The organism is Streptomyces sp. NPDC002125, from assembly GCF_053593715.1.
The window spans coordinates 145,210-167,861 of the sequence record NZ_JBSFDD010000008.1 but is presented as its reverse complement, the minus strand read 5'-3'; the positions used below and the strand labels follow the sequence as shown (position 1 = coordinate 167,861).

Annotated in this window: 23 protein-coding genes; 16 read left to right on the top strand and 7 right to left on the bottom strand. The window is 71.9% G+C overall.

Going from position 1 to position 22,652, the window contains the following annotated elements; translation table 11 throughout:
* The first annotated feature begins 31 nt into the window (after window positions 1-31).
* From infA to truA, 7 genes are all read left to right on the top strand, one after another.
* On the top strand, window positions 32-253 hold the full coding sequence (gene infA, locus ACWCQM_RS16570) for a translation initiation factor IF-1 (protein WP_003956442.1): 222 nt from the start codon (window positions 32-34) through the stop codon (window positions 251-253).
* A 60-nt stretch (window positions 254-313) separates the two neighbouring features.
* Window positions 314-427 carry a 50S ribosomal protein L36 gene (gene rpmJ, locus ACWCQM_RS16565; RefSeq protein ID WP_003956441.1) on the top strand — a complete coding sequence of 38 codons (114 nt, stop codon included), beginning with the start codon at window positions 314-316 and terminating at the stop codon, window positions 425-427.
* A 197-nt stretch (window positions 428-624) separates the two neighbouring features.
* Window positions 625-1,005, top strand: coding sequence for a 30S ribosomal protein S13 (gene rpsM, locus ACWCQM_RS16560; protein ID WP_014047799.1), 381 nt, complete (start codon window positions 625-627; stop codon window positions 1,003-1,005).
* A 107-nt stretch (window positions 1,006-1,112) separates the two neighbouring features.
* Window positions 1,113-1,517: a 30S ribosomal protein S11 gene (gene rpsK, locus ACWCQM_RS16555; protein ID WP_003956432.1), complete on the top strand. Its 405-nt coding sequence runs from the start codon at window positions 1,113-1,115 to the stop codon at window positions 1,515-1,517.
* Between the two features lie 137 nt (window positions 1,518-1,654).
* Entirely contained in the window at window positions 1,655-2,677 is a 1,023-nt protein-coding gene (locus ACWCQM_RS16550; RefSeq protein WP_003966937.1) for a DNA-directed RNA polymerase subunit alpha, read from the top strand.
* A 248-nt stretch (window positions 2,678-2,925) separates the two neighbouring features.
* Window positions 2,926-3,432, top strand: a complete 507-nt coding sequence (gene rplQ / locus ACWCQM_RS16545; protein WP_014154578.1) for a 50S ribosomal protein L17 — start codon at window positions 2,926-2,928, stop codon at window positions 3,430-3,432.
* Between the two features lie 78 nt (window positions 3,433-3,510).
* Complete coding sequence (gene truA / locus ACWCQM_RS16540) at window positions 3,511-4,365, top strand: tRNA pseudouridine(38-40) synthase TruA (protein ID WP_450915998.1); 855 nt, start codon at window positions 3,511-3,513, stop codon at window positions 4,363-4,365.
* Here the strand turns inward: truA and ACWCQM_RS16535 are convergent.
* Together ACWCQM_RS16535 and ACWCQM_RS16530 are read right to left on the bottom strand one after the other, a co-directional pair.
* The gene (locus ACWCQM_RS16535; protein WP_450915997.1) at window positions 4,334-6,223 is read right to left on the bottom strand and encodes a hypothetical protein; all 1,890 of its coding nucleotides are present in this window, start codon (window positions 6,221-6,223) and stop codon (window positions 4,334-4,336) included. The genes truA and ACWCQM_RS16535 overlap by 32 nt on opposite strands.
* Window positions 6,224-6,288: 65 nt before the next feature.
* A complete protein-coding gene (locus tag ACWCQM_RS16530; protein WP_450915996.1) occupies window positions 6,289-7,134 on the bottom strand; it encodes a hypothetical protein in 846 nt (281 codons plus the stop codon).
* A gap of 66 nt (window positions 7,135-7,200) precedes the next feature.
* Between ACWCQM_RS16530 and ACWCQM_RS16525 the strand changes: the two genes are divergently transcribed.
* From ACWCQM_RS16525 to glmM, 4 genes are all read left to right on the top strand, one after another.
* The gene (locus ACWCQM_RS16525; RefSeq protein ID WP_450915995.1) at window positions 7,201-8,820 is read left to right on the top strand and encodes an ABC-F family ATP-binding cassette domain-containing protein; all 1,620 of its coding nucleotides are present in this window, start codon (window positions 7,201-7,203) and stop codon (window positions 8,818-8,820) included.
* 227 nt (window positions 8,821-9,047) lie between these two features.
* Entirely contained in the window at window positions 9,048-9,491 is a 444-nt protein-coding gene (gene rplM / locus ACWCQM_RS16520) for a 50S ribosomal protein L13 (RefSeq protein ID WP_073744271.1), read from the top strand.
* A gap of 46 nt (window positions 9,492-9,537) precedes the next feature.
* Entirely contained in the window at window positions 9,538-10,065 is a 528-nt protein-coding gene (rpsI, locus tag ACWCQM_RS16515) for a 30S ribosomal protein S9 (RefSeq protein WP_073744273.1), read from the top strand.
* Between the two features lie 210 nt (window positions 10,066-10,275).
* Window positions 10,276-11,634 carry a phosphoglucosamine mutase gene (gene glmM / locus ACWCQM_RS16510; protein ID WP_450915994.1) on the top strand — a complete coding sequence of 453 codons (1,359 nt, stop codon included), beginning with the start codon at window positions 10,276-10,278 and terminating at the stop codon, window positions 11,632-11,634.
* A 29-nt stretch (window positions 11,635-11,663) separates the two neighbouring features.
* Here glmM and ACWCQM_RS16505 read toward each other — a convergent pair whose 3' ends face one another.
* From ACWCQM_RS16505 to ACWCQM_RS16485, 5 genes are all read right to left on the bottom strand, one after another.
* A complete protein-coding gene (locus ACWCQM_RS16505) occupies window positions 11,664-13,223 on the bottom strand; it encodes a PH domain-containing protein (protein ID WP_450915993.1) in 1,560 nt (519 codons plus the stop codon).
* 118 nt (window positions 13,224-13,341) lie between these two features.
* Window positions 13,342-14,304: a DUF389 domain-containing protein gene (locus ACWCQM_RS16500; protein ID WP_450915992.1), complete on the bottom strand. Its 963-nt coding sequence runs from the start codon at window positions 14,302-14,304 to the stop codon at window positions 13,342-13,344.
* A gap of 18 nt (window positions 14,305-14,322) precedes the next feature.
* Window positions 14,323-15,315: a type I pantothenate kinase gene (gene coaA / locus ACWCQM_RS16495; RefSeq protein ID WP_450915991.1), complete on the bottom strand. Its 993-nt coding sequence runs from the start codon at window positions 15,313-15,315 to the stop codon at window positions 14,323-14,325.
* Between the two features lie 243 nt (window positions 15,316-15,558).
* On the bottom strand, window positions 15,559-16,524 hold the full coding sequence (locus ACWCQM_RS16490; protein WP_450915990.1) for a CU044_5270 family protein: 966 nt from the start codon (window positions 16,522-16,524) through the stop codon (window positions 15,559-15,561).
* On the bottom strand, window positions 16,512-17,117 hold the full coding sequence (locus tag ACWCQM_RS16485; protein WP_450915989.1) for an RNA polymerase sigma factor: 606 nt from the start codon (window positions 17,115-17,117) through the stop codon (window positions 16,512-16,514). Before ACWCQM_RS16485 ends, ACWCQM_RS16490 begins: the two co-directional genes overlap by 13 nt.
* Window positions 17,118-17,276: 159 nt before the next feature.
* On the opposite strand from ACWCQM_RS16485, the gene glmS reads away from it, so the two are divergent.
* The 5 genes from glmS to alr all read left to right on the top strand — a co-directional run bounded on the left by glmS (window position 17,277) and on the right by alr (window position 22,602).
* The gene (gene glmS, locus ACWCQM_RS16480; protein WP_450915988.1) at window positions 17,277-19,124 is read left to right on the top strand and encodes a glutamine--fructose-6-phosphate transaminase (isomerizing); all 1,848 of its coding nucleotides are present in this window, start codon (window positions 17,277-17,279) and stop codon (window positions 19,122-19,124) included.
* Window positions 19,125-19,137: 13 nt separating this feature from the next.
* Window positions 19,138-19,506: a holo-ACP synthase gene (locus tag ACWCQM_RS16475; protein WP_073745977.1), complete on the top strand. Its 369-nt coding sequence runs from the start codon at window positions 19,138-19,140 to the stop codon at window positions 19,504-19,506.
* Window positions 19,507-19,510: 4 nt separating this feature from the next.
* The gene (locus ACWCQM_RS16470) at window positions 19,511-20,962 is read left to right on the top strand and encodes an NAD(P)H-hydrate dehydratase (protein WP_450915987.1); all 1,452 of its coding nucleotides are present in this window, start codon (window positions 19,511-19,513) and stop codon (window positions 20,960-20,962) included.
* Window positions 20,963-20,999: 37 nt separating this feature from the next.
* Window positions 21,000-21,386 carry a DUF488 domain-containing protein gene (locus tag ACWCQM_RS16465; protein WP_450915986.1) on the top strand — a complete coding sequence of 129 codons (387 nt, stop codon included), beginning with the start codon at window positions 21,000-21,002 and terminating at the stop codon, window positions 21,384-21,386.
* Between the two features lie 61 nt (window positions 21,387-21,447).
* The gene (gene alr, locus ACWCQM_RS16460; RefSeq protein ID WP_450915985.1) at window positions 21,448-22,602 is read left to right on the top strand and encodes an alanine racemase; all 1,155 of its coding nucleotides are present in this window, start codon (window positions 21,448-21,450) and stop codon (window positions 22,600-22,602) included.
* Window positions 22,603-22,652: the final 50 nt, after the last annotated feature.

The following is a 22,652-nucleotide window of genomic DNA, read 5'->3' as shown; positions in this document are numbered from 1 at the left end:
CGATCAAGGTAGCCGATTCGAAAGGCGAAGCGTGGCCAAGAAGCAAGGTGCCATCGAAATTGAGGGCACCGTGATCGAGTCCCTCCCGAACGCCATGTTCAAGGTGGAACTCCAGAACGGTCACAAAGTCCTCGCGCACATCAGCGGCAAGATGCGGATGCACTACATCCGTATCCTCCCGGATGACCGGGTCGTCGTGGAGCTCTCTCCGTACGACCTGACGCGTGGCCGGATCGTCTACCGGTACAAGTAGATCTTGCCGCCATCCCGCTTCGGCGTGGTGAGGGCACTGACCCGGAGAACCTGACATCCCATGAAGGTCAAGCCGAGCGTCAAGAAGATCTGCGACAAGTGCAAGGTGATCCGCCGTCACGGCCGGGTCATGGTCATCTGCGACAACCTGCGCCACAAGCAGCGCCAGGGCTGACGCACGACCCCCTGCATCTCGCAGTTCTTCGCGCGACGCACGTAAACGTACATACGCAGTGCCCGTCCACGCTTCGGCTGACGACACCTCCGGCGGGGGCCGGGGACCCGGGCGTACCACCTCTTCCCACGCGGACGAGGTCGGCGTTCGGGAGTGGCACTGCGGAAGACCCCCGACATGACAACTGGAGCCATTGAATGGCACGCGTTTCAGGTGTTGACATCCCGCGCGAAAAGCGCGTGGAGGTTGCCCTCACCTACGTCTTCGGCATCGGGCGTACCCGGTCCAAGGAGATCCTCGCCACCACCGGCGTGAACCCCAACACCCGCGTTCGTGACCTGGCCGAAGAGGACCTGGTCAAGATCCGCGAGTACGTGGACGCCAACCTCCGCACCGAGGGTGACCTTCGCCGCGAGATCCAGGGCGACATTCGCCGCAAGATCGAGATCGGCTGCTACCAGGGCATCCGGCACCGTCGCGGTCTGCCGGTCCACGGTCAGCGCACCAGCACGAACGCGCGTACCCGCAAGGGCCCGCGTCGCGCCATCGCCGGTAAGAAGAAGCCGGGCAAGAAGTAGTCCTCAGCGGACGCACTGCGCGTCTCCGGCCAGTTCCGGGGGTTCGCAGCAACCAGCGGTCTTCGCTGTAGGACCGATCACCTCCCCTCTCCATCTGGAGTCAAGACATGCCCCCCAAGGGTCGTCAGGGCGCAGCCAAGAAGGTGCGTCGCAAGGAAAAGAAGAACGTCGCTCACGGGCACGCCCACATCAAGAGCACGTTCAACAACACGATCGTCTCGATCACGGACCCCTCGGGCAACGTGATCTCCTGGGCCTCCGCCGGCCACGTCGGCTTCAAGGGCTCGCGCAAGTCCACCCCCTTCGCCGCGCAGATGGCCGCCGAGTCGGCCGCCCGCCGCGCGCAGGAGCACGGCATGCGCAAGGTCGACGTCTTCGTCAAGGGTCCCGGCTCCGGCCGTGAGACCGCGATCCGCTCCCTCCAGGCCACGGGCCTCGAGGTCGGTTCGATCCAGGACGTCACCCCGACGCCGCACAACGGCTGCCGTCCGCCGAAGCGTCGCCGCGTCTGATCCGCTGCGGCCGGTGACGGCCGTGCGTCAGTAACGCCGGATGCGGGCGGTATGTCCCTTCGGGGGCGTGCCGCCCGTATCCTTGTCTCATCTGTCGGGCATCAAATAGCGGGTGCCCACGACTGAAGGATCTCAGCATGCTTATCGCTCAGCGTCCGTCGCTGACCGAAGAGGTCGTCGACGAATTCCGCTCCCGGTTCGTGATCGAGCCGCTGGAGCCGGGCTTCGGTTACACCCTCGGCAACTCCCTGCGTCGCACCCTCCTCTCCTCGATCCCCGGTGCCGCTGTCACCAGCATCCGGATCGACGGTGTCCTGCACGAGTTCACCACCGTGCCGGGCGTCAAGGAGGACGTGACCGACCTCATCCTCAACATCAAGCAGCTGGTCGTCTCCTCGGAGCACGACGAGCCGGTCGTGATGTACCTGCGCAAGCAGGGTCCCGGCCTGGTCACCGCTGCTGACATCGCCCCGCCGGCCGGTGTCGAGGTCCACAACCCGGACCTGGTCCTGGCCACGCTGAACGGCAAGGGCAAGCTGGAGATGGAGCTGACCGTCGAGCGCGGTCGCGGCTACGTCTCCGCCGTCCAGAACAAGCAGGTGGGCCAGGAGATCGGCCGTATCCCGGTCGACTCCATCTACTCGCCGGTGCTCAAGGTCACGTACAAGGTCGAGGCGACCCGTGTCGAGCAGCGCACCGACTTCGACAAGCTGATCGTCGACGTCGAGACCAAGCAGGCCATGCGTCCCCGTGACGCCATGGCATCGGCCGGTAAGACCCTGGTCGAGCTGTTCGGTCTGGCGCGCGAGCTCAACATCGATGCCGAGGGCATCGACATGGGCCCGTCCCCGACGGACGCCGCGCTCGCCGCCGATCTGGCTCTGCCGATCGAGGAGCTCGAGCTCACGGTCCGTTCGTACAACTGCCTCAAGCGCGAGGGCATCCACTCGGTGGGCGAGCTCGTGGCCCGCTCCGAGGCGGACCTGCTCGACATCCGCAACTTCGGTGCGAAGTCGATCGACGAGGTCAAGGCGAAGCTGGCCGGTATGGGCCTGGCGCTCAAGGACTCGCCTCCCGGCTTCGACCCGACCGCCGCCGCGGACGCCTTCGGCGCCGACGACGACGCGGACGCCGGTTTCGTGGAGACCGAGCAGTACTGAGTCGCCTTCCGGCGGGGGGTGCCCGGTTCAGGGTGCCCCCGTGCTGGGGCACAGGCCTTGTCCTCAATCGCCGGACGGGCTTGATTTTGGCTGACGTCCGGTGAGAGCCGGATCGGCTTGATGTGGCTGATGGCTGGTGGAAGCCGGGTATCAGCCGCTGCCAAGTAAAGACTTCCGCGGGGCGGCCGCCTCGCGGGAACTGACACCGGTACCTGATACGGCCGGTGCAGCACACAAGGAGAAACACCATGCCTCAGCCCGCCAAGGGTGCCCGTCTGGGCGGCAGCGCTGCGCACGAGAAGCTTCTTCTCATCAACCTCGCGAAGTCGCTGTTCGAGCACGGCCGCATCACCACCACCGAGGCCAAGGCCCGTCGCCTTCGTCCGGTCGCCGAGCGTTTCATCACCAAGGCGAAGAAGGGCGACATCCACAACCGTCGCCTGGTGCTGCAGTCGATCACGGACAAGAGCATCGTGCACACGCTCTTCACCGAGATCGCCCCGCGGTACGAGAACCGCCCCGGTGGTTACACCCGCATCACCAAGATCGGCAACCGTCGTGGCGACAACGCCCCGATGGCCGTCATCGAGCTGGTCGAGGCGCTGACCGTGGCCCAGCAGGCCACCGGTGAGGCCGAGGCCGCGACGAAGCGCGCCGTCAAGGAAGACGCCCTCAAGAAGGACGAGGCTCCGGCCGAGACCGTCGAGGACGCCAAGCCGGCCGACGCCGCCGCCGAGGAGTCCAAGGACGCCTGAGCGTTCTGAGACCCAGGTACGGGCCCGCATCTCCCTTCGGGGCGATGCGGGCCCGTTCGGTTTTGAGAGGATCTTCGGGTGAGTGACGAGGCAGAGCCCGGATTCGTACGGGTACGACTGGACCTTTCCTATGACGGCAAGGACTTCTCCGGCTGGGCGAAGCAGACCAGCAGGCGCACCGTGCAGGGCGAGATCGAGGACGCGCTGCGTACGGTCACGCGGTCGGCGGTGACCTACGACCTGACGGTCGCCGGGCGCACGGACGCCGGGGTGCACGCGCGCGGCCAGGTGGCGCATGTGGACCTGCCGGCCGAGGTGTGGGCCGAGCACGAGGAGAAGCTGCTGCGGCGGATGGCCGGGCGGCTGCCGCTGGACGTGCGGATCTGGAGGGCGGCCGAGGCCCCCGCCGGGTTCAACGCGCGCTTCTCCGCGCTGTGGCGGCGCTACGCCTACCGGGTCGGGGACAGGCCCGGCGGTGTGGACCCGCTGCTGCGCGGCCATGTGCTCTGGCACGACCGGCCGCTGGACCTGGACGCGATGAACGAGGCCGCCGCGCTGATGACGGGGGAGCACGACTTCGCGGCGTACTGCAAGAAGCGTGAGGGTGCCACGACCATCCGGACGCTGCAGAAGCTGCACTGGGTGCGGGACGCGGAGTCCGGGGTGCTGACGGCGACCGTGCAGGCTGACGCGTTCTGCCACAACATGGTGCGGGCCCTGATCGGCGCGGCCCTGTTCGTGGGGGACGGCCGCCGGCCGGCCGGCTGGCCCGCCGAGGTGCTGGCCGCGAAGGTGCGGGACCCGGGGGTGCACGTGGTCCGGCCGCACGGGCTGACCCTGGAGGAAGTGGCCTATCCGGCGGACGGGCTGCTGGCCGCCCGGGCCGTGGAGGCCAGGAACGTCAGGACGCTGCCGGGGGCCGGCTGCTGCTGACCGGCCTGCGGCGCAGGGCGCGGAGCAGCTGGGCGGCGAAGTACAGGGCGACGGCGCTGGTCACCGTGGAGCGGAACCAGCCGATGTCGGGGGTCCACCAGGCGTAGACCGCCGCCGCGGTGAAGACCAGCACGGCCAGCCCGCGCAGCGCCCACCAGCGTGCCGGGTGGGGCTCGGCCGGTCGCGGGGTCTCGGGGTGGACGCCGTCCCTGGTGGTCAGGGTGTCCCGCATGCCCGCGAGGAAGCCCCGCCGGGCCAGCACCCGGGCGCCCGGCAGCCCGGCGAGGATCTCCTGCTCGCCGCCGTACCCCTCGGGCAGCGGCGGGAGACCGAGGGCGGCGACCAGCTCGCTCTGGTGCCGGGCGGGGTCACCCGTGGCCCGCAGGATATGGGCCAGGGGGCGGGGGTCGGCGATCTCGTAGACCCGGGCCAGGGCGGCGGCCTTCGCGGTCGCCTCGGTGTGGTCGGCGGCGGGGGCCGCGGTCTCCCAGGAGTGTTCCGCCACCCTCTTGCCCCGGTGCAGGAGCGTGAAGCTCCCGCGTTCAGGGGTGCGGTGCAGGATCAGGGCCGGCCAGTCCTCGGCCGTGGTGAAGTTGTCGGCGGCCGAGGTGAGCGGGTCCTCGGGGAGCAGGGCGGCCCGCTTGCCGCGCACCGGGTCGGGGACGATCTCGACGTACGTGTGACTGCTGCCGGCCGGGGCCGTCCGCAGGCTGTGGCCGCAGATCAGTGCCGCCTGGGCCACCTCGGTGGGGCCGGTGGAGGCGATGGCGAGCGACCGGGGCGCCAGCTCGCGCTCCCAGTCCGGCGCGCCGGTGGCCGGGGGCTTGGGGGAGGGGCTGAAGAAGGGCACCCTCATCGCCAGCTCGACGCGGGTGTCCGAGCGGGCCTCCAGGAACTCCGCGCGGGCCTCGCCGAAATAGGTCCAGGGGAAGGTGGTGGCGTGCACCCCGATGCTGCGGAAGGCGGTGAGGGCCTCCTCGTAGCGGTTCATCGACCACAGGACCATCGCCAGGTGGTTGCGGAAGCCCGCGGCCTCGCGGTCCCCGGGGGCGTAGCTCTCCGACAGGGCCTGGGCACGGGCCACGGCCGCCTCGGCCCGCGGGGTGTACGGGTCGGGGTCGGGCGTCTCCTCGTCGGCGATCAGATACTCCACGACGGCCTGGAGCGGCAGGGCGTGGAGCCGTGAGCCGGGCGGCGCCTGCTCGGCGGCCCGCTCGGCGAAGGCGAACATCTCCTCGTGCGAGCCGAACCACTTGGCGCAGAGGTACTGGAGCGCCTGGATGTGGCAGCCCTCGTGGTGGGGGTCGCGCTCGTTCGCCTCGGCGAGATACGTGTCGAAGACCTCGCGGGGCGCCTGGATGCCCCGGGCCTGCGTCAGCGCGATGCGCCAGGGGACCGGGTCGTCGGGGTTGAGCTCGGCGGCGGCCGAGATCACCGGCACCGCGTCCCGCAGCACCGCGTGGAAGGCCTTGAACTGGTCGGCCTCGACGTGCCTGGCCCGGGCGCCCGTCCGTATCTGCCAGGCCTGGCAGACGTACTGGTCCGCCTTGACCAGTACGGCGTCGGGGTCCTCCGGGGCCGCCGCCAGCCAGCTGTCCAGCCAGCCAGGGTGGTGCAGCGAGGCGCGCGCCAGCCGGGAGACGACGGTGTCCCTGCGCTCCCACTGGGCGTGCCTGCGGGTGCCGGCGAGCAGCTCGGCGGCCGGGGCGTGGTCACCGGCCGCGGCTGCGGCGAGCGCCGCCCGCAGCGAGGAGTCCGGGGCGTCGAGGACCACGGCGTCGTCCGGCGGCAGGTCGGCGCCTATCGCGTCGCTGTGCCGCAGGACACGCGGGATGGTGAAGAGAGCGGTCAGACGCACGGCGGCGGGTCCTCGGTCGAGGGGAGGGACAGGGCTGGTGCGTGGGGGAGCGGAGAGGCCGCGGCTCAGGTGGCGGGGGCGCCCGCGGCGGCCGAGGCCTGGACCTCGCCGCGGTGGCGGATCTGGCGGAACGTGAAGTCGGTCAGGTCGTCGCCGACCGCGTACACGTCCTTGGAGGCCGTGGTGACGTTCTTCCCGCTGGTGTAGCCGCCGACCGTGAAGTAGGCGTAGCGGCCGTAGGAGTTGGCGGTGCGCCGGCAGACCGCTCCGCCGCGGCAGTAGGTGGGGACACCCGAGCCGCTGAGGGAGGCGATGCCGCCGGACGCCTGCTGCGCGGCCTTCCGGGCCTCCGCCTCGGTGCCGAAGACGGCGAGGCCGACGGTGACGGCGACGCCGTCCCTGCTGTACGTGGCGCGGATGACCTGGTCGCAGCCGTTGTTCGTGAGGATCGAGCCGAGGGCGCCCTGCGTCGTCGTCGCGCAGCCCGTCGTCCGGGCGGTGGCGCCCTTGGCGTAGACCCGGTCGCCCATGGTCAGCTTCTTCCCGGGGAAGAAGGCGTCGACCGTGACCGGGGTCCTGTCCTTCTTCTCGTCGGCTATGTAGTCCTTGGGGTCCGGCGGGGGCGGAGGGGCGACCGAGGAGAACGAGGGCGCGGGTGCCGCGCTCTCCGAGGGCAGGTCCGCGGGGGCGGGCAGCTCGCTCGCGTTCGTCTTCGGTGAGGTGCCGCCGCCGGTCGTGATGACGGCCGTGGCGACGATCGCGGCGACGGCGGCGGTGGCCAGCACGCCCCCGCCGATCATCAGCCACTTCTTGCGCCTGCTCCGCGCCGCGGACGCCTCGGCCAGTGCCGCCCAGTCCGGAGTCCGGCTCTCTCCCGGCCCCCAGGAGGGCCCCCCTTGCCCAAAGCTCATGCGGCGAATCCTAGAGCCTGGGGAAACCGGTTGGGCCAGGGGTTCTCGGGCCGTGACAATGCTGTCATGGGACATCTTGAAGCAGGCCACCTGGAGTACTACCTACCGGACGGGCGGGTGCTGCTCGGCGATGCTTCGTTCCGGGTGGCGGACGGTGCCGTCGTCGCCCTCGTCGGGGCGAACGGCGCGGGCAAGTCGACGCTGCTGAAGCTGCTCGCCGGGGAGCTCCAGCCGCACGGCGGCTCGGTCTCGGTGAGCGGCGGACTCGGGGTGATGGCCCAGTTCGTCGGCTCCGTACGGGACGAGCGCACCGTGCGTGACCTGCTGGTCTCCGTGGCGCAGCCCCGTATCAGGGAGGCGGCCGGGGCCGTCGACGCGGCCGAGGAGCGCATCCTCGCCGTGGACGACGAGGCCGCGCAGATGGCGTACGCGCAGGCGCTGAGCGACTGGGCGGAGGCGCGCGGATACGAGGCCGAGACGCTCTGGGACATGTGCACCATGGCCGCGCTCGGCGTCCCGTACGAGAAGGCGCAGTGGCGCGAGGTGCGCACGCTCAGCGGCGGCGAGCAGAAGCGGCTCGTCCTGGAGGCCCTGCTGAGGGGCCCGGACGAGGTGCTGCTCCTGGACGAGCCGGACAACTATCTGGACGTCCCGGGCAAGCGGTGGCTGGAGGAGAAGCTCCGGGAGACCCGTAAGACCGTGCTCTTCGTCTCCCACGACCGGGAGCTGCTCTCGCGGGCCGCGGAGAAGATCGTGAGCGTGGAGCCCAGCCCGGCGGGCTCGGACGTCTGGGTGCACGGCGGCGGCTTCGGGACGTACCACGAGGCGCGCAAGGAGCGCTTCGCGCGCTTCGAGGAGCTGCTGCGGCGCTGGGAGGAGGAGCACGCCCGGCTGAAGGCGCTGGTCCTGCGGATGCGGCAGCAGGCGGCGAACAGCCCCGACATGGCGAACCGCTACCACGCGATGCAGACCCGCTTCAAGAAGTTCGAGGAGGCGGGACCGCCGCCGGAGCCGCCCCGCGAGCAGGACATCAGGATGCGGCTGCGCGGCGGGCGGACCGGGGTGCGCGCGGTGACCTGCAAGGGCCTGGAGCTCACCGGTCTGATGAAGCCGTTCGACCTGGAGATCTACTACGGGGAGCGGGTCGCCGTCCTCGGCTCCAACGGGTCGGGGAAGTCGCACTTCCTGCGGCTGCTTGCGGGGGAGCCGGTCGCGCACACCGGCGAGTGGAAGCTCGGGGCGCGGGTCGTGCCCGGCCACTTCGCCCAGACCCACGCCCACCCGGAGCTGCTCGGCAAGACGCTGGTCGAGATCCTGTGGTCCGAGCACGCCAAGGACCGCGGGGGTGCGATGGGGGTGCTGCGGCGCTACGAGCTGGAGCGCCAGGGCGACCAGGCCTTCGAGAGGCTGTCCGGCGGGCAGCAGGCGCGGTTCCAGATCCTGCTCCTGGAGCTGGCCGGCACGACCGCGCTGCTGCTGGACGAGCCCACGGACAACCTGGACCTGGAGTCGGCCGAGGCGCTCCAGGACGGGCTGGAGGTGTACGACGGCACGGTGATGGCCGTCACGCACGACCGCTGGTTCGCGAAGTCCTTCGACCGGTACCTGGTCTTCGGCTCGGACGGAGTGGTCCGGGAGTCCGCAGAACCGGTCTGGGACGAGCGCAGGGTCCAGCGGGAGCGGTAGGGCCGGCGCGTTTTGACCCGCCCCCGCCGGGGCGGGTACTGTCGGGGGTTGTTATACGTACTGGCCTCGTCCTTCTCGGGCGAAGAGCCGTTACGTAGGTTCTCTGGAGCAGTTACCAGTGGCTCGCATACGGGCAGTGTCCCCGGCACTGTGAGCCCCAGCTGCATGATCGCTTCAGGGGTGCCATGTGTCTGGACCTCATCCACTGAAGAAGCGAAGGCTACGAAGTGCGTACGTACAGCCCCAAGCCCGGCGATGTCACTCGCCAGTGGCACATCATCGACGCTGAGGACATCGTCCTCGGCCGTCTGGCCACCACGGCCGCGAACCTCCTCCGAGGCAAGCACAAGGCGATCTACGCCCCCCACATGGACATGGGCGACTTCGTCATCATCATCAACGCCGAGAAGGTTCACCTCTCCGGCAACAAGAAGACCCAGAAGATGGCGTACCGCCACTCGGGCTTCCCGGGCGGTCTCCGTTCGGTGCGTTACGACGAGCTCCTCGCGAAGAACCCCGAGAAGGCCATCGAGAAGGCCATCAAGGGCATGATCCCCAAGAACACCCTGGGTCGTCAGATGATCTCGAAGCTGAAGGTCTACGCGGGCGACCAGCACCCGCACGCTGCGCAGCAGCCGGTCCCGTTCGAGATCACCCAGGTCGCGCAGTAGTTCCGGCCTCACCCCCTAAGACGTAAAGAAAGATCTGAGGAGAATCGTGGCCGAGACCACTGCAGAGACGCCCGTCGAGGGCACCGAGGGCGAAGAGACCTTCGCCGAGGTGACCACCTTCGAGTCGGAGGTCCCCGTCGAGGGTGAGTACACCTCCGAGTCGCTCGCGGGCCGCTTCGGTGACCCGCAGCCCGCGGCCGGCCTTGGCCGTCGCAAGAACGCCATCGCCCGCGTCCGGATCATCCCGGGCACCGGCAAGTGGAAGATCAACGGTCGCACCCTTGAGGACTACTTCCCCAACAAGGTGCACCAGCAGGAAGTCAACGAGCCCTTCAAGGTGCTCGAGCTCGACGGCCGCTACGACGTCATCGCCCGCATCTCGGGTGGCGGTGTCTCCGGTCAGGCCGGCGCCCTGCGCCTCGGCGTGGCCCGCGCGCTGAACGAGGCCGACGTGGACAACAACCGCGCCACGCTGAAGAAGGCCGGCTTCCTCTCCCGCGACGACCGTGCGGTCGAGCGCAAGAAGGCCGGTCTCAAGAAGGCCCGTAAGGCTCCGCAGTACAGCAAGCGCTAAATCGCCTGCGTCAGACGTTCGCCCCGGCGGCACACCTCGTGCTGCTGGGGCGTTCGTTTATCAGCCCTCGCGGGCGTATAACGGCTTAAGACGTTTGCATGTTTATAGGGCTCAGGGCAGTGTCGTACCCTCTTTGCCGCGCCTTGCCTTGCTTTGCCCTTTTTTGAGTACTTTGGTTTTGCGGTTTCGGAGCACCTTCGGAGGACACCAGTGGGACGACTCTTCGGCACGGACGGCGTGCGCGGTGTCGCCAACGCGGACCTGACAGCCGAGCTCGCGCTCGGTCTCTCGGTCGCGGCGGCGCACGTACTGGCCGAGGCGGGCACCTTCGAGGGGCACCGGCCGACCGCCGTGGTGGGCCGCGACCCCCGCGCGTCCGGAGAGTTCCTGGAGGCCGCCGTCGTGGCCGGCCTGGCCAGTGCCGGAGTGGACGTCCTGCGGGTCGGCGTGCTGCCGACCCCCGCCGTGGCGTATCTCACCGGCGCGCTCGGCGCGGACATCGGTGTCATGCTCTCGGCCAGCCACAACGCCATGCCGGACAACGGCATCAAGTTCTTCGCCCGCGGCGGTCACAAGCTCGCCGACGAGCTGGAGGACCGCATCGAGACGGTCTACGAGCAGCACCGCACGGGCGAGCCCTGGGCCCGCCCGACCGGCGCGGGCGTGGGCCGGGTCACCGACTACGCCGAGGGCTTCGACCGCTACGTCGCCCACCTCATCGGCGTCCTGCCGAACCGGCTCGACGGGCTGAAGGTCGTCCTCGACGAGGCGCACGGCGCCGCCGCCCGCGTCTCGCCCGAGGCGTTCGCCCGTGCCGGCGCCGAGGTGATCACCATCGGCGCCGAGCCGGACGGCCTGAACATCAACGACGGCTGCGGCTCCACCCACCTGGAGCTGCTGCGGGCCGCCGTCGTCGAGCACGGCGCCGATCTCGGCGTCGCGCACGACGGTGACGCGGACCGCTGCCTGGCCGTGGACGCCACCGGCGCCGAGGTCGACGGCGACCAGATCCTGGCCGTGCTCGCCCTCGCCATGCGCGAGGCGGGCCAGCTGCGCAAGGACACCGTCGTCGGCACCGTCATGTCCAACCTCGGCTTCAAGACGGCGATGGAGCGGGAGGGCATCCAGCTCGTCCAGACCGCCGTCGGCGACCGCTACGTCCTGGAGTCGATGAAGGCCGAGGGCTTCGCGCTGGGCGGCGAGCAGTCCGGCCACGTCATCGTCCTGGACCACGCCACCACCGGTGACGGCACGCTGACCGGTCTGATGCTCGCGGCCAGGGTCGCGGCGACCGGCCGTACGCTCGCCGACCTGGCGGGCGTGATGCAGCGCCTCCCGCAGGTCCTGGTCAACGTCCCGGACGTCGACAAGTCCCGCGTGGACACCTCGCCCGAGCTGGCCGCCGCGGTGGCCGAGGCGGAGCGCGAGCTGGGCGCCACCGGACGGGTGCTCCTGCGCAAGTCGGGCACCGAGCCGCTCGTACGGGTCATGGTCGAGGCCGCCGACATCGAGCAGGCGCGCGCGGTGGCCGGACAGCTGGCCGACGTGGTGAAGTCCGCGCTCGGCTGACGCACCACCGGTCGGCCGGACACGGCCGGTCAGACGGACGGCCCCGGCCCCACGGCCGGGGCCGTCCTGCGTCCTGCCTCCAGCTCCTGGAGGATGCGGGTCAGGTCGGCGGGGGCCGCCGCGAGCCGGACGGGCTCGCCCGCGTCGTCGAGCTCGGCGATGTGCCAGCCCCTGCCGACGGTGTCGCCGTCACTGCCCCGGACGCGCCGCACACCCGTCACGGTCAGGCGCTCCACCGGAATCCGCCTCGCCGCGAACCTGCCCGGGCCGGAGTGGGGCGTCACCGCGAGCGGCCCGTCCCCCAGGACGATGTGGGTGCCGAAGCGGTTCGGGTTGTAGTCGGTGTCCTCCAGGAACCGGGCGGCGAGGAACCGGTTCCCCTTCTCCCACCGCTCGGGGGAGGGAACACCCGCGCCGTCGCCGGGCGTACGGATGCGGGTGGCGCGCCAGGCCCAGACGGACATCGCGAGGGTGGCCACGGCGCCCGACCCCGCCCACACGAGGGCCACCGGAGAGCCGGCCGGGCCCAGGGGGTGGAGGTAGCAGAGCGGCAGCAGCCACACCGCCGTACCGGCGAGCGCGGCGGCGAACGGCAGGGCGGAGGGCAGGACCTCGTCGTCCGGCAGCCGGCGCCCGCGCCGGTGCAGGAGCACCCGGGCGCCGGGGTAGCCCGCGCCGAGCGCGCAGACGGCGGCGATCACGGCCACCTCCCCGGCGCCGGTGAAGTGCTCGCGCCACACGTGGTGTTCCCCGGTGACCTCCCTCACCTGGTGCCGCCAGACGGTCAGTTCGACCTCGTCACCGGTGTGGAACCCCCGGGCCCCCTCCCGCGAGACCCCCAGCCGTTCCAGCGGCCTGCCGTCGGCGAAGTACAGCCAGTCGCTCTCGTTCCCCTTGGTGATCTCCACCCGTGCGATGACCGCGTGCAGGGTGCTCAGGCACTCCTCACGCTCCGCCGCAGGCGTCCCGGCGGCGCACGGGACGGCCGACGCCCACGCCTCCTTCTCCTCCCCGGCCACCGGCACGAACCACACGGCCAGGCCCGCGCCCGCGAGCAGCAGCAGGCACAGGACGGCCTGCACGGCCGTGCCGCGCCCGGCGGCCCGGTACGAGATGACGGGGACGTGGCGGGAGACCGGATCGCCGTGACGGCGGTGCAGGGCGCGGAGCGCGTCCAGCCGCTCCTCGAACTCCGGGCGGTCGCCCGCGGACGCGCTCAGCGGGAGCGGCAGCCGTCGCGTACGCCCGTCGCGCAGCAGCACGCTGACGCGATGGATCTCCTGGTTCCGCCCGTACTGGATGTACGTACGGAGATCCGCGATGCCGGACCACGGCATGTCCCGGCGGCGGAGCAGGGTACGGGTGCGCAGGCCGTCGGCGTCCGCGCTCACCCTGGTGGTGGCCGCGTACAGACAGACGAGGCCCAGCAGCGCGAACAGCAGGCCCACGCCCAGCCACACGTCCAGGAGCCCGCTCCCGTACACCGCGCGCACCGCGGCCAGGCCCGCCCCGGCCGCTCCGAGCGCGGCGGACCACCACAGGGCGCGCCGCCGGAGGGGGTGGAAGCTCACTTCCCGGGCATCGGTCATACCCGGGATGGTGCCACCGGCCGGGCCGCGTTCGCCTGTCCGGGGTGCGGCAGCGTCAGGTGCCGCACCGTTGCCGGGTCCTTCACCTCGCCGACCGTCATCCGTCCCGAGCGCAGGGTCAGTTGGTACCGTTCGGCACCCGTCGGCCCGCCGAACCCCTCTGTCGCTGCCAGGCCCACAGTGCCCTCTGCGCCAGCAGCGTCACCGTCCCGGCGAGGACGATGCCGCCCAGGTTGGCCAGCAGCTGGCCCGCCGACCCCCACGTCTGCTGGAGGTCCTGGTAGCTGAAGGCGACCGCCGCGTTGGCGGCGGCCGGCACCGTGGTCACCGAGATGGCGACACCGATCAGGGCCCCGGATTTCGCCGACGTCAGCGAGAGGGTCCCCGCGATGCCCGCCAGCACCGCCACCACGAAGGACATCCAGTCCGGGTGCCAGATGAAGCCGGTGTTGGGCCGTTCCGCCGTGACCATGTCCTCGGTGAAGAGCCCGAGCACGTCCATCAGCCAGGCGAAGCCCGCCGTGAGGGCCATCGCCACCACGAAGCCGCCGATCAGCGCCCACAGCGACCGCGCCACCAGCTTCGGCGCCCGCTGCACCAGCGCCGTCGAGATCCCGGCCAGCGGGCCGAACTCCGGGCCCACCGCCATCGCGCCCACGATCAGGACCGCGTTGTCCAGCATCACCCCGCACGCGGCGAGCATCGTCGCGATGGCGAGGAAGGACACATAGGTGATGTTGAAGGTCGACTCCTCGTGGGTGACCTCGGTCAGCTCCTCCCAGAGCACCGCGTCCGCCCCCTCGCCCGGCGCCGCCCGCTCGGCGTCGTCGGCGTGCCGGGACAGGGTGAGATCCATGTTCTCGACGGTGATCGAGCCGCAGTCGTCGATCCCCAGCTTCCGCAGACCGCCGATGAGTTCGTCGCCCGCCTCCCGTGCCACGTCGCACAGGACGACATCGCCGGCCGGGCTCCGGGCGGCACCCGCGAGCACCGCGAGATGGGCCGTCCCCACCGTCCCCTCGATCAGCGCGAGCACCTCATCGGTGCGGTCGGACGGCACGATGAGGCGCAGATGCAGCACGACGCACCCTTTCCGGGATCAGAGCTTGCGCAACGAGAGGCGCTGGACCTTGTGGTCCGGCCCCTTGCGCAGCACCAGGGTGGCACGTCCGCGCGTCGGCGCCACGTTCTCCAGCAGATTGGGCTTGTTGATGGTCCGCCACATCGTGCGCGCGTAGTCCAGCGCCTCCTCCTCGGAGACCTGGGTGTACTTGCGGAAGTACGAGAACGGGTTCTGGAACGCCGTCTCGCGCAGCCGGCGGAAGCGGTTGAGGTACCAGGTCTCGATGTCCTCGGCGCGCGCGTCGACGTACACGCTGAAGTCGAAGTAGTCCGCAAGCCCGACCCTCGTCCGGCCGTCCTTGCCGGGCAGCGCGGGCTGCAGCACGTTCAGCCCCTCGACGATCAGGATGTCCGGGCGGCGTACGGTGAGCCGCTCGCCCGGCACGATGTCGTAGATCAGGTGCGAGTAGACGGGGGCCGTCACCTCGTCCTTGCCGGCCTTGATGTCGGCCACGAACCGGGTCAGCGCCCGCCGGTCGTACGACTCCGGGAAGCCCTTGCGCGACATCAGGCCGCGCGCTTCGAGCTCCTTCATCGGCAGCAGGAAGCCGTCGGTCGTCACCAGCTCCACCCGGGGGTGCTCCGGCCAGCGCGCCAGCAGCGCCTGGAGGATACGGGCGGTGGTGGACTTGCCGACGGCCACACTTCCGGCGACCCCTATGACGAACGGGGTGCCGCGCTGCTCCCCGTGCCCGTTGCCCGCGTCCCCCAGGAAGGTGTTCAGGGAGCCGCGCAGCACCGAGGTGGACTGGACGTAGAGGTTGAGCAGCCGGGAGAGCGGGAGATAGACGTCCCGCACCTCGTCGAGGTCGATGACGTCACCGAGCCCTCTGAGCCGCTCGACCTCCTCGGCGCTCAGCGGCAGCGGGGTCTTGTCACGCAGTGCGCTCCACTCCGCCCGGGTCAGGTCGACGTAGGGCGTCGGCGCGTGCTCGGTGCGGCGGGAGCTCCGTGCGGGCGAAGTGATCACGTACTCATTGTTGCGGGAGTTTTAACGGAGTGGGGGGTGGGGTCGGTCACGTGGGGGAGCGGCCGGCGGCCCGCACGCGGTCGGCGCGAGGCTCCGACGCGCGTCGTACGGCCTCGTGCCGGGAACCCGCGCCGTCCCGTGCCCGCCTCCTCGCGGGCCGTGCACCGCACCCCGCCCGGGGCCCGGTGTCCGCCCCCCTGCGGCGGACACCGGGCCCCGGGCGGGAGTCAGGGGAGGCGTGGCTCAGGGCTTGGCGCCGTTGGCGTCGACGACGGCCGCCTCGGTGCGGGCCTGGTCGACGGTGATGTCACCGGCGGTGTACTTCTGGCCGGGGCCCCGCATGCCCTTGGGCATCTCCATCTCGTAGTCCTCCGTGACCCGGAAGCGCAGGCCCGCGAAGCCGTAGTCGGACGGGGAGAGCAGGATCTCCCGGCGCTGGTGGGTGCCCTTCTCGTCCCGGGTGACCGCGATGGCCTCGCGTCCCGCCGCGTCCTCGACGAGGTGGCGTGTGATCTCGACGCCCGGGATCGTGGCCATCGCCCGGTAGATGCGGGCGAGCGCGGCCGGCGGGACCGGGTAGGACCCGATCAGCACGCCCAGTCCGCGGAACTCCTGCTGCTCCTCGTCCTCGCTGTTGTCGGCCGGGTAGAGCTCGCGGACCTCGGCCAGCAGGGCCTCGGGGTCCTCGGGCAGGGCGGCGGCGGCCCGGTAGATCTCCCGGGCCGAGCGGTCGTCGTCCGAACGGTCCTTCTCCGTGGTGACGTCAGCGTACGGAGTCCAGGAGTCGGGGTCGTACCGGAATCCCGCCTGGTTGCCGTTGCCGGCCTTCAGCACCGGTTCCCCCATGACGTTTCTCGTGTAGATCCACTGGTCGTCGCGCGGTTCAGGCGGAGGCGTCAGGCCCTCCAGGTAGCGGGCGGCCTGGCCCAGTGTCGCGGCCGGGCCCGACAGGTCGAGGGAGCCCGCCGTCGCGGCGGGCCCGGCGGGGCGCGGGCCCGGGGTGGCGAGCAGCTGGGTGCCGAGCAGCGCTGCAACCGTGACCGCCACGGCCGCGCCGAGCGAGGCGAGCCGCCAGTCGGGGCGCCGCCGGAGTCCGCGCCGCCCGCCGGCGACGGCGTCGGTCAGGCGCTGCCTGCCGGGAGCGAGCGCGGCGCGGTCCGGCGCCGGGGCGTCCGCGCGGAACTCGCGCAGCCGGGTCATTTCGTCCATGACGGGTTCAGCTCCTGCCGGTCCGGGGTGAACGTGGGGTCGGTGCTCAGCGCCTCGCGGACCTTGCGGCGGGCGCGGTTGAGCCGGGAGCGGACGGTGCCGAGCGGTATGCCGAGCGCGTCGGCCACCTCCTGGTAGCCCAGATCTGCCCAGGCGACCAGCAGCAGCACGTGCCGGTCCCCGGAGGAGAGCGTGGCGAGCGCCCCGGCCAACGGCGCCTGGACGGCGATCCGGTCGTCCGAGCGCTCGCTCCAGGACGCCGCGACAGGATCCTCACCGGTCCGCGCCAGGGCCTTGAGGGCGCGCACCTCGGCACGCCGGTGCCTGCCGATGAGGTTGGCGGCGATGCCGTACAGCCAGGGCCGGGCGAGCCGGTGGGAGGTGTCGTAGCGGCCACGCGTGCGGAACGCCACGAGGAACGTCTCGGCGGTGATGTCGTCCGCCGCGCCCTCCCCGAGGCGGCGGGCGGTGTACCGGTGGATGTCCGCCGCGTGCCGGTCGTACAGCCGGGCGAAGAGCTCCGGTTCCTCGACCGACCGGGCGATCACCTCGGAGTCGTCCGGCACGGCCGGTGGTGGTCGTAGTCCAGGCACGGCGCCTCCAGCGGTCCGGTCGGTGAGTCGGTACCCGCTGTTGCCCGCAGCGGCCGGAAAGGTTCACGGCCCCGACCGACAGGGTGACAGACACTTTTGGCGCAGCGGCAGGCACTTCCGCTCGGCCCCCGCCGGGGAGACCAGCCTTATGGTGGCGTTATGTGCGGAATCGTGGGTTACGTCGGGACGCAGTCGGCGCAGGATGTCGTTGTCGCGGGGCTGAAGCGGCTGGAGTACCGGGGGTACGACTCCGCGGGGGTCGCCATCCTCGCGGACGGAGGCATGGCCGCCGCGAAGAAGGCCGGGAAGCTCCTCAACCTGGAGAAGGAGCTCAAGGACCGGCCGCTGCCGGCCGGGAACACCGGGATCGGGCACACCCGTTGGGCCACGCACGGCGGGCCCACCGACGCCAACGCCCACCCGCACCTCGACAACGCGGGCCGGGTCGCCGTCGTGCACAACGGGATCATCGAGAACTTCGCCGCCCTGCGCGAGGAACTGGCGGGGCGGGGCCACGACCTGGCGTCCGAGACCGACACCGAGGTGGTCGCCCATCTGCTGGCCGAGGCCTACTCGTCGGGCGGCGACCTGGCCGAGGCCATGCGGCAGGTCTGCCGGCGGCTGGAAGGCGCGTTCACGCTGGTCGCCGTCCACGCCGACGAGCCCGACGCGGTGGTCGGCGCCCGGCGGAACTCGCCGCTCGTGGTGGGCGTCGGCGAGGGCGAGGTGTTCCTCGCCTCCGACGTCGCCGCCTTCATCGCGCACACCCGGTCCGCGATCGAGCTGGGCCAGGACCAGGTGGTCGAGCTGCGCAGGGACGGCGTCACGGTCACCGGCTTCGACGGCTTCCCCGCCGAGGTGCGCGAGTACCACGTGGACTGGGACGCGTCGGCCGCCGAGAAAGGCGGTTACGCCTCCTTCATGCTCAAGGAGATCGCCGACCAGCCCAAGGCCGTCGCCGACACACTGATCGGCCGGGTCGACGTCTCCGGGGAGCTCCACCTCGACGAGGTGCGCATCGCGCCGAGCGTGCTGCGGGAGGTCGACAAGGTCGTCGTCATCGCCTGCGGGACCGCCTTCCACGCCGGGATGATCGCCAAGTACGCCATCGAGCACTGGACCAGGCTCCCCTGCGAGACGGAGCTGGCCAGCGAGTTCCGCTACCGCGACCCGATCCTGGACCAGCGCACCCTCGTCGTCGCCATCTCGCAGTCGGGCGAGACCATGGACACCCTCATGGCCGTCCGGCACGCCCGCGAGCAGGGCGCCAAGGTCCTCGCCATCTGCAACACGAACGGCTCGACCATCCCCAGGGAGTCGGACGCCGTGCTCTACACGCACGCCGGACCCGAGGTCGCCGTCGCCTCCACCAAGGCGTTCCTGACGCAGCTGGTCGCCTGCTACCTCGTGGCGCTGTACCTCGGCCAGGTGCGCGGCACCAAGTGGGGCGACGAGATCCGCACCGTGGTGCGCCAGCTCTCCGAGATGTCCGGCGCCGTCGACCGGGTGCTGGGGACGATGGAGCCCGTACGCGCACTGGCCCGCTCGCTGTCCTCCCACGACACCGTGCTCTTCGTCGGCCGGCACGTGGGCTACCCGGTGGCCCTGGAAGGCGCGTTGAAGCTCAAGGAGCTCGCCTACATGCACGCCGAGGGCTTCGCCGCCGGGGAGCTCAAGCACGGGCCGATCGCGCTCATCGAGGAAGGGCTGCCGGTCGTCGTCATCGTGCCGTCCCCGCGCGGCCGTTCGGTGCTGCACGACAAGATCGTGTCCAACATCCAGGAGATCAGGGCCCGCGGAGCCCGTACCGTCGTCATCGCGGAGGAGGGCGACGAGGAGGTCGTACCGTACGCCGACCACCTCATCCGGATCCCGGCCACGCCTACGCTGCTTCAGCCACTGGTCGCCACGGTGCCGTTGCAGGTCTTCGCCTGCGAGCTGGCGACCGCCCGGGGCAACGAGGTGGACCAGCCGCGCAATCTGGCGAAGTCCGTGACAGTCGAATGAGTGAGTGGGACGCGTGATCATTGGGGTCGGGATCGATGTGGCCGAGATCGAACGCTTCGGCGCGGCGCTGGGGCGGACACCCCAGCTCGCCGAGCGGCTCTTCCTGGAGCGGGAGTTGCTGCTCCCCGGCGGGGAGCGGAGGGGGATCGCCTCACTGGCGGCCCGGTTCGCAGCGAAGGAGGCCCTGGCCAAGGCGCTCGGGGCGCCGGGCGGGCTGCTCTGGACGGACGCCGAGGTGTGCGTCGAGGACAGCGGGCAGCCCCGTCTGGAGGTCCGCGGCACCGTCGCGGCACGGGCGGCCGAGCTCGGCGTACGCAGCTGGCACGTCTCGCTGAGCCACGACGCGGGGGTGGCGTCGGCCGTGGTGATCGCGGAGGGTTGAGCCCATGCGACATGCGTACAGCGTCCAGACCGTACGGGCCGCCGAACAGGCGCTGATGGCACGGCTGCCGGAGGGCGAGCTGATGCGCCGGGCCGCCGCCGGGCTCGCCGTGGCCTGCGGAGATCTGCTCCGGCGCAACGGGCGGGTGTACGGGGCCCGGGTGCTCCTCCTGGCCGGCAGCGGGGACAACGGCGGCGACGCGCTGTACGCGGGCGCCAGACTCGCCCGGCGCGGCGCCGGGGTGCGGGCCCTGCTGACCTCGCCGGACACGGTGCACCGGGCGGGACTGGCCGCCCTGCTGGCGGCGGGCGGTCAGGTCCTGGACGGCCCGGACCTCGGGGCGTTCGGCCCCGTCGACCTCGTCGTGGACGGCATCACCGGCATCGGGGGCCGGGGCGGGCTGCGCCCCCGGGCGGCACAGCTGGTGCGCGCCGTCACCGCGGGTCACGCGCCCGTGCTCGCCGTGGACCTGCCCAGCGGGGTCGAGGCGGACACCGGGCAGGTGCTCGGCGAGGCCGTGCGGGCGGACGCGACGGTCACCTTCGGCGCGTACAAGCCGGCGCTGCTCGTCGACCCGGCCGCCGGACACGCGGGGGCCCTGCGGCTCATCGACATCGGCCTGGCGGAGGAACTTCCGGCCCGGCCCGACCTGGAGGCGCTCCAGTACGCCGACGTCGCCGCCCTCCTGCCCGTGCCCGGCGCCGAGAGCGACAAGTACCGGCGCGGGGTCGTCGGGGTGGCGGCCGGCTCGGAGCGTTATCCGGGCGCGGCCGTACTGGCCGTCGCGGGGGCGCTGCGGGGCGGCGCGGGAGCCGTGCGGTACGCGGGGCCGGGCGCTGAGGCGGTGATCGCCCGCTACCCGGAGACCCTGGTGCATCCGGGACCGCCGTCCGATGCCGGGCGGGTGCAGGCCTGGGTGGTCGGACCCGGGCTCGGCGACTCCTCGGCGTCGGCGTCGGCGGTGGCCGATGTGCTGGCCGCCGACGTGCCGGTGCTGGTCGACGCGGACGGGCTGCGGCTGATGGACGCCGGGGCCGTGCGCGCCAGGACCGCCGCCACCGTCCTGACCCCGCACGCCGGTGAGGCCGCGGCGCTGCTGGGGGTGGCGCGTGAGGAAGTCGAGGCGGGGCGGCTCGCCGCCGTACGGGAACTGGCCGCGCGCTACCGCGCGACGGTGCTGCTCAAGGGCTCGACGACCCTGGTCGCGGAGGCCGGGGACGCGCCCGTACGGGTCAACCCGACCGGCACGTCCTGGCTGGCCACGGCGGGCAGCGGCGACGTGCTGTCCGGGCTGACCGGATCGCTGCTGGCGGCGGGCCTCGCGCCGCGCGACGCCGCGTCGGTCGGCGCCCATCTGCACGGGCTCGCGGCGCGCCGGGCCTCCGACGGGGCGCCGGTCGCCGCGCAGGACGTCGCCGACGCCATCCCGGCGGCCTGGCGGGACGTGCGGGCCTGATCCAGGCTGGAAGCACGGGAACGGAAGGTGATCGCTCGTGGCCAGTGGCAGCGGCATTCGCGTACGCAGGGTGTACGACCCGCCGGAGGACGACGACGGCACCCGGGTGCTCGTCGACCGGCTCTGGCCGCGCGGGCTCTCCAAGGAACACGCGGCGATCGATGTGTGGGCCAAGGACGTGACGCCCTCGAAGGAGCTCCGCACCTGGTACCACGAGGACCGGACCGCCGAGCGGTACGACGACTTCGTGGACCGCTACCGCACCGAGCTCGGCGACCCCGCCCACACCGAGGCCGTCCAGGCGCTGCTCGCCCTGGTCCGCGGGGGCGGCCCCGTCACGCTCGTCACCGCCGTGAAGGACGTCCCGGCCAGCCATGTCCCGGTCCTCGTCGAACACCTGGAGCACGCCCTCGACCACCGGTGACCGCCTCACCGGGCACAGGAGGTCGAGGGCACAGGCGTACGCCTCTGAGAGACTGGGCGCGATGAACGAGACAGCGACCCTGAGAGCCCGCGCCGAGATCGACCTGGCCGCACTGCGCGCGAACGTGCGCACGCTGCGCGCGCGGGCGTCCGGGGCACAGCTCATGGCCGTGGTGAAGTCCGACGCCTACGGACACGGGGCGGTGCCCTGCGCCAGGGCCGCACTGGAGGCCGGGGCGACCTGGCTGGGAACCGCCACCCCGCAGGAGGCGCTCGCGCTGCGCGCGGCCGGGATCGGCGGCCGGGTCATGTGCTGGCTGTGGACGCCCGGCGGCCCCTGGCGCGAGGCCGTCGAGGCCGACATCGATGTCTCGGTGAGCGGGATGTGGGCGCTGGACGAGGTCGTCGCCGCGGCCACGGCCGCCGGTGTCCCCGCCAGAATCCAGCTCAAGGCCGACACGGGCCTCGGCCGCAGCGGCTGCCAGCCCGCCGACTGGCCGGAACTCGTCTCCGCGGCCCGCGCCGCCGAGGCCGCGGGCGTCCTGCGGATCACCGGCCTCTGGTCGCACTTCGCCTGCGCCGACGAGCCGGGCCACCCGTCGATCGCGGCCCAGCTCCACGTGTTCCGCGACATGGTGGCGTACGCCGAGAAGGAGGGCGTCACGCCCGAGGTGCGGCACATCGCCAACTCCCCGGCGACGCTCACGCTGCCCGAGTCCCACTTCGATCTCGTGCGCACCGGGATCGCGATGTACGGCATCTCGCCCAGCCCCGAGCTGGGCACCCCCGCCGACTTCGGGCTGCGCCCCGTCATGACGCTCGCGGCCTCCGTCGCGCTGGTCAAGCGGGTGCCCCCGGGGCACGGCATCAGCTACGGGCACCACTACACGACGACCGCCGAGACCACGCTCGCCCTGATCCCGCTCGGCTACGCCGACGGCGTCCCGCGCCACGCCTCGGGCCGGGGCCCGGTGCTCGTCGGCGGCGCCGTCCGCAGGATCGCGGGGCGCGTCGCGATGGACCAGTTCGTGGTCGACCTCGGGGGAGCCACCCTCGCGGCGGGCGCGGAGGCGGTGCTGTTCGGGCCGGGCGACCGGGGCGAGCCGAGCGCGGAGGACTGGGCGGTGGCGGCGGACACGATCGCGTACGAGATCGTCACGCGCATCGGCACCCGCGTCCCCCGCGTCCATCTCCACGAGGACTCCGGCCGGGACTGAGCCCGTCCGGCCGGGATCATGGTCCGACGACGACAACCACGACGAAGGAG

Excerpts from the sequence above, each read along its gene's own strand:
- ACWCQM_RS16490 (WP_450915990.1), bottom strand. The coding sequence starts at position 16,524 with ATGGACGAAATGACCCGGCTGCGCGAGTTCCGCGCGGACGCCCCGGCG.
- ACWCQM_RS16470 (WP_450915987.1), top strand. The coding sequence starts at position 19,511 with ATGCGACATGCGTACAGCGTCCAGACCGTACGGGCCGCCGAACAGGCG.
- ACWCQM_RS16525 (WP_450915995.1), top strand. The coding sequence starts at position 7,201 with ATGGGACATCTTGAAGCAGGCCACCTGGAGTACTACCTACCGGACGGG.
- ACWCQM_RS16530 (WP_450915996.1), bottom strand. The coding sequence starts at position 7,134 with ATGAGCTTTGGGCAAGGGGGGCCCTCCTGGGGGCCGGGAGAGAGCCGG.
- ACWCQM_RS16505 (WP_450915993.1), bottom strand. The coding sequence starts at position 13,223 with ATGACCGATGCCCGGGAAGTGAGCTTCCACCCCCTCCGGCGGCGCGCC.
- rpmJ (WP_003956441.1), top strand. The coding sequence starts at position 314 with ATGAAGGTCAAGCCGAGCGTCAAGAAGATCTGCGACAAGTGCAAGGTG.
- glmS (WP_450915988.1), top strand. The coding sequence starts at position 17,277 with ATGTGCGGAATCGTGGGTTACGTCGGGACGCAGTCGGCGCAGGATGTC.
- alr (WP_450915985.1), top strand. The coding sequence starts at position 21,448 with ATGAACGAGACAGCGACCCTGAGAGCCCGCGCCGAGATCGACCTGGCC.
- rplQ (WP_014154578.1), top strand. The coding sequence starts at position 2,926 with ATGCCTCAGCCCGCCAAGGGTGCCCGTCTGGGCGGCAGCGCTGCGCAC.
- rpsM (WP_014047799.1), top strand. The coding sequence starts at position 625 with ATGGCACGCGTTTCAGGTGTTGACATCCCGCGCGAAAAGCGCGTGGAG.
- ACWCQM_RS16550 (WP_003966937.1), top strand. The coding sequence starts at position 1,655 with ATGCTTATCGCTCAGCGTCCGTCGCTGACCGAAGAGGTCGTCGACGAA.
- rpsK (WP_003956432.1), top strand. The coding sequence starts at position 1,113 with ATGCCCCCCAAGGGTCGTCAGGGCGCAGCCAAGAAGGTGCGTCGCAAG.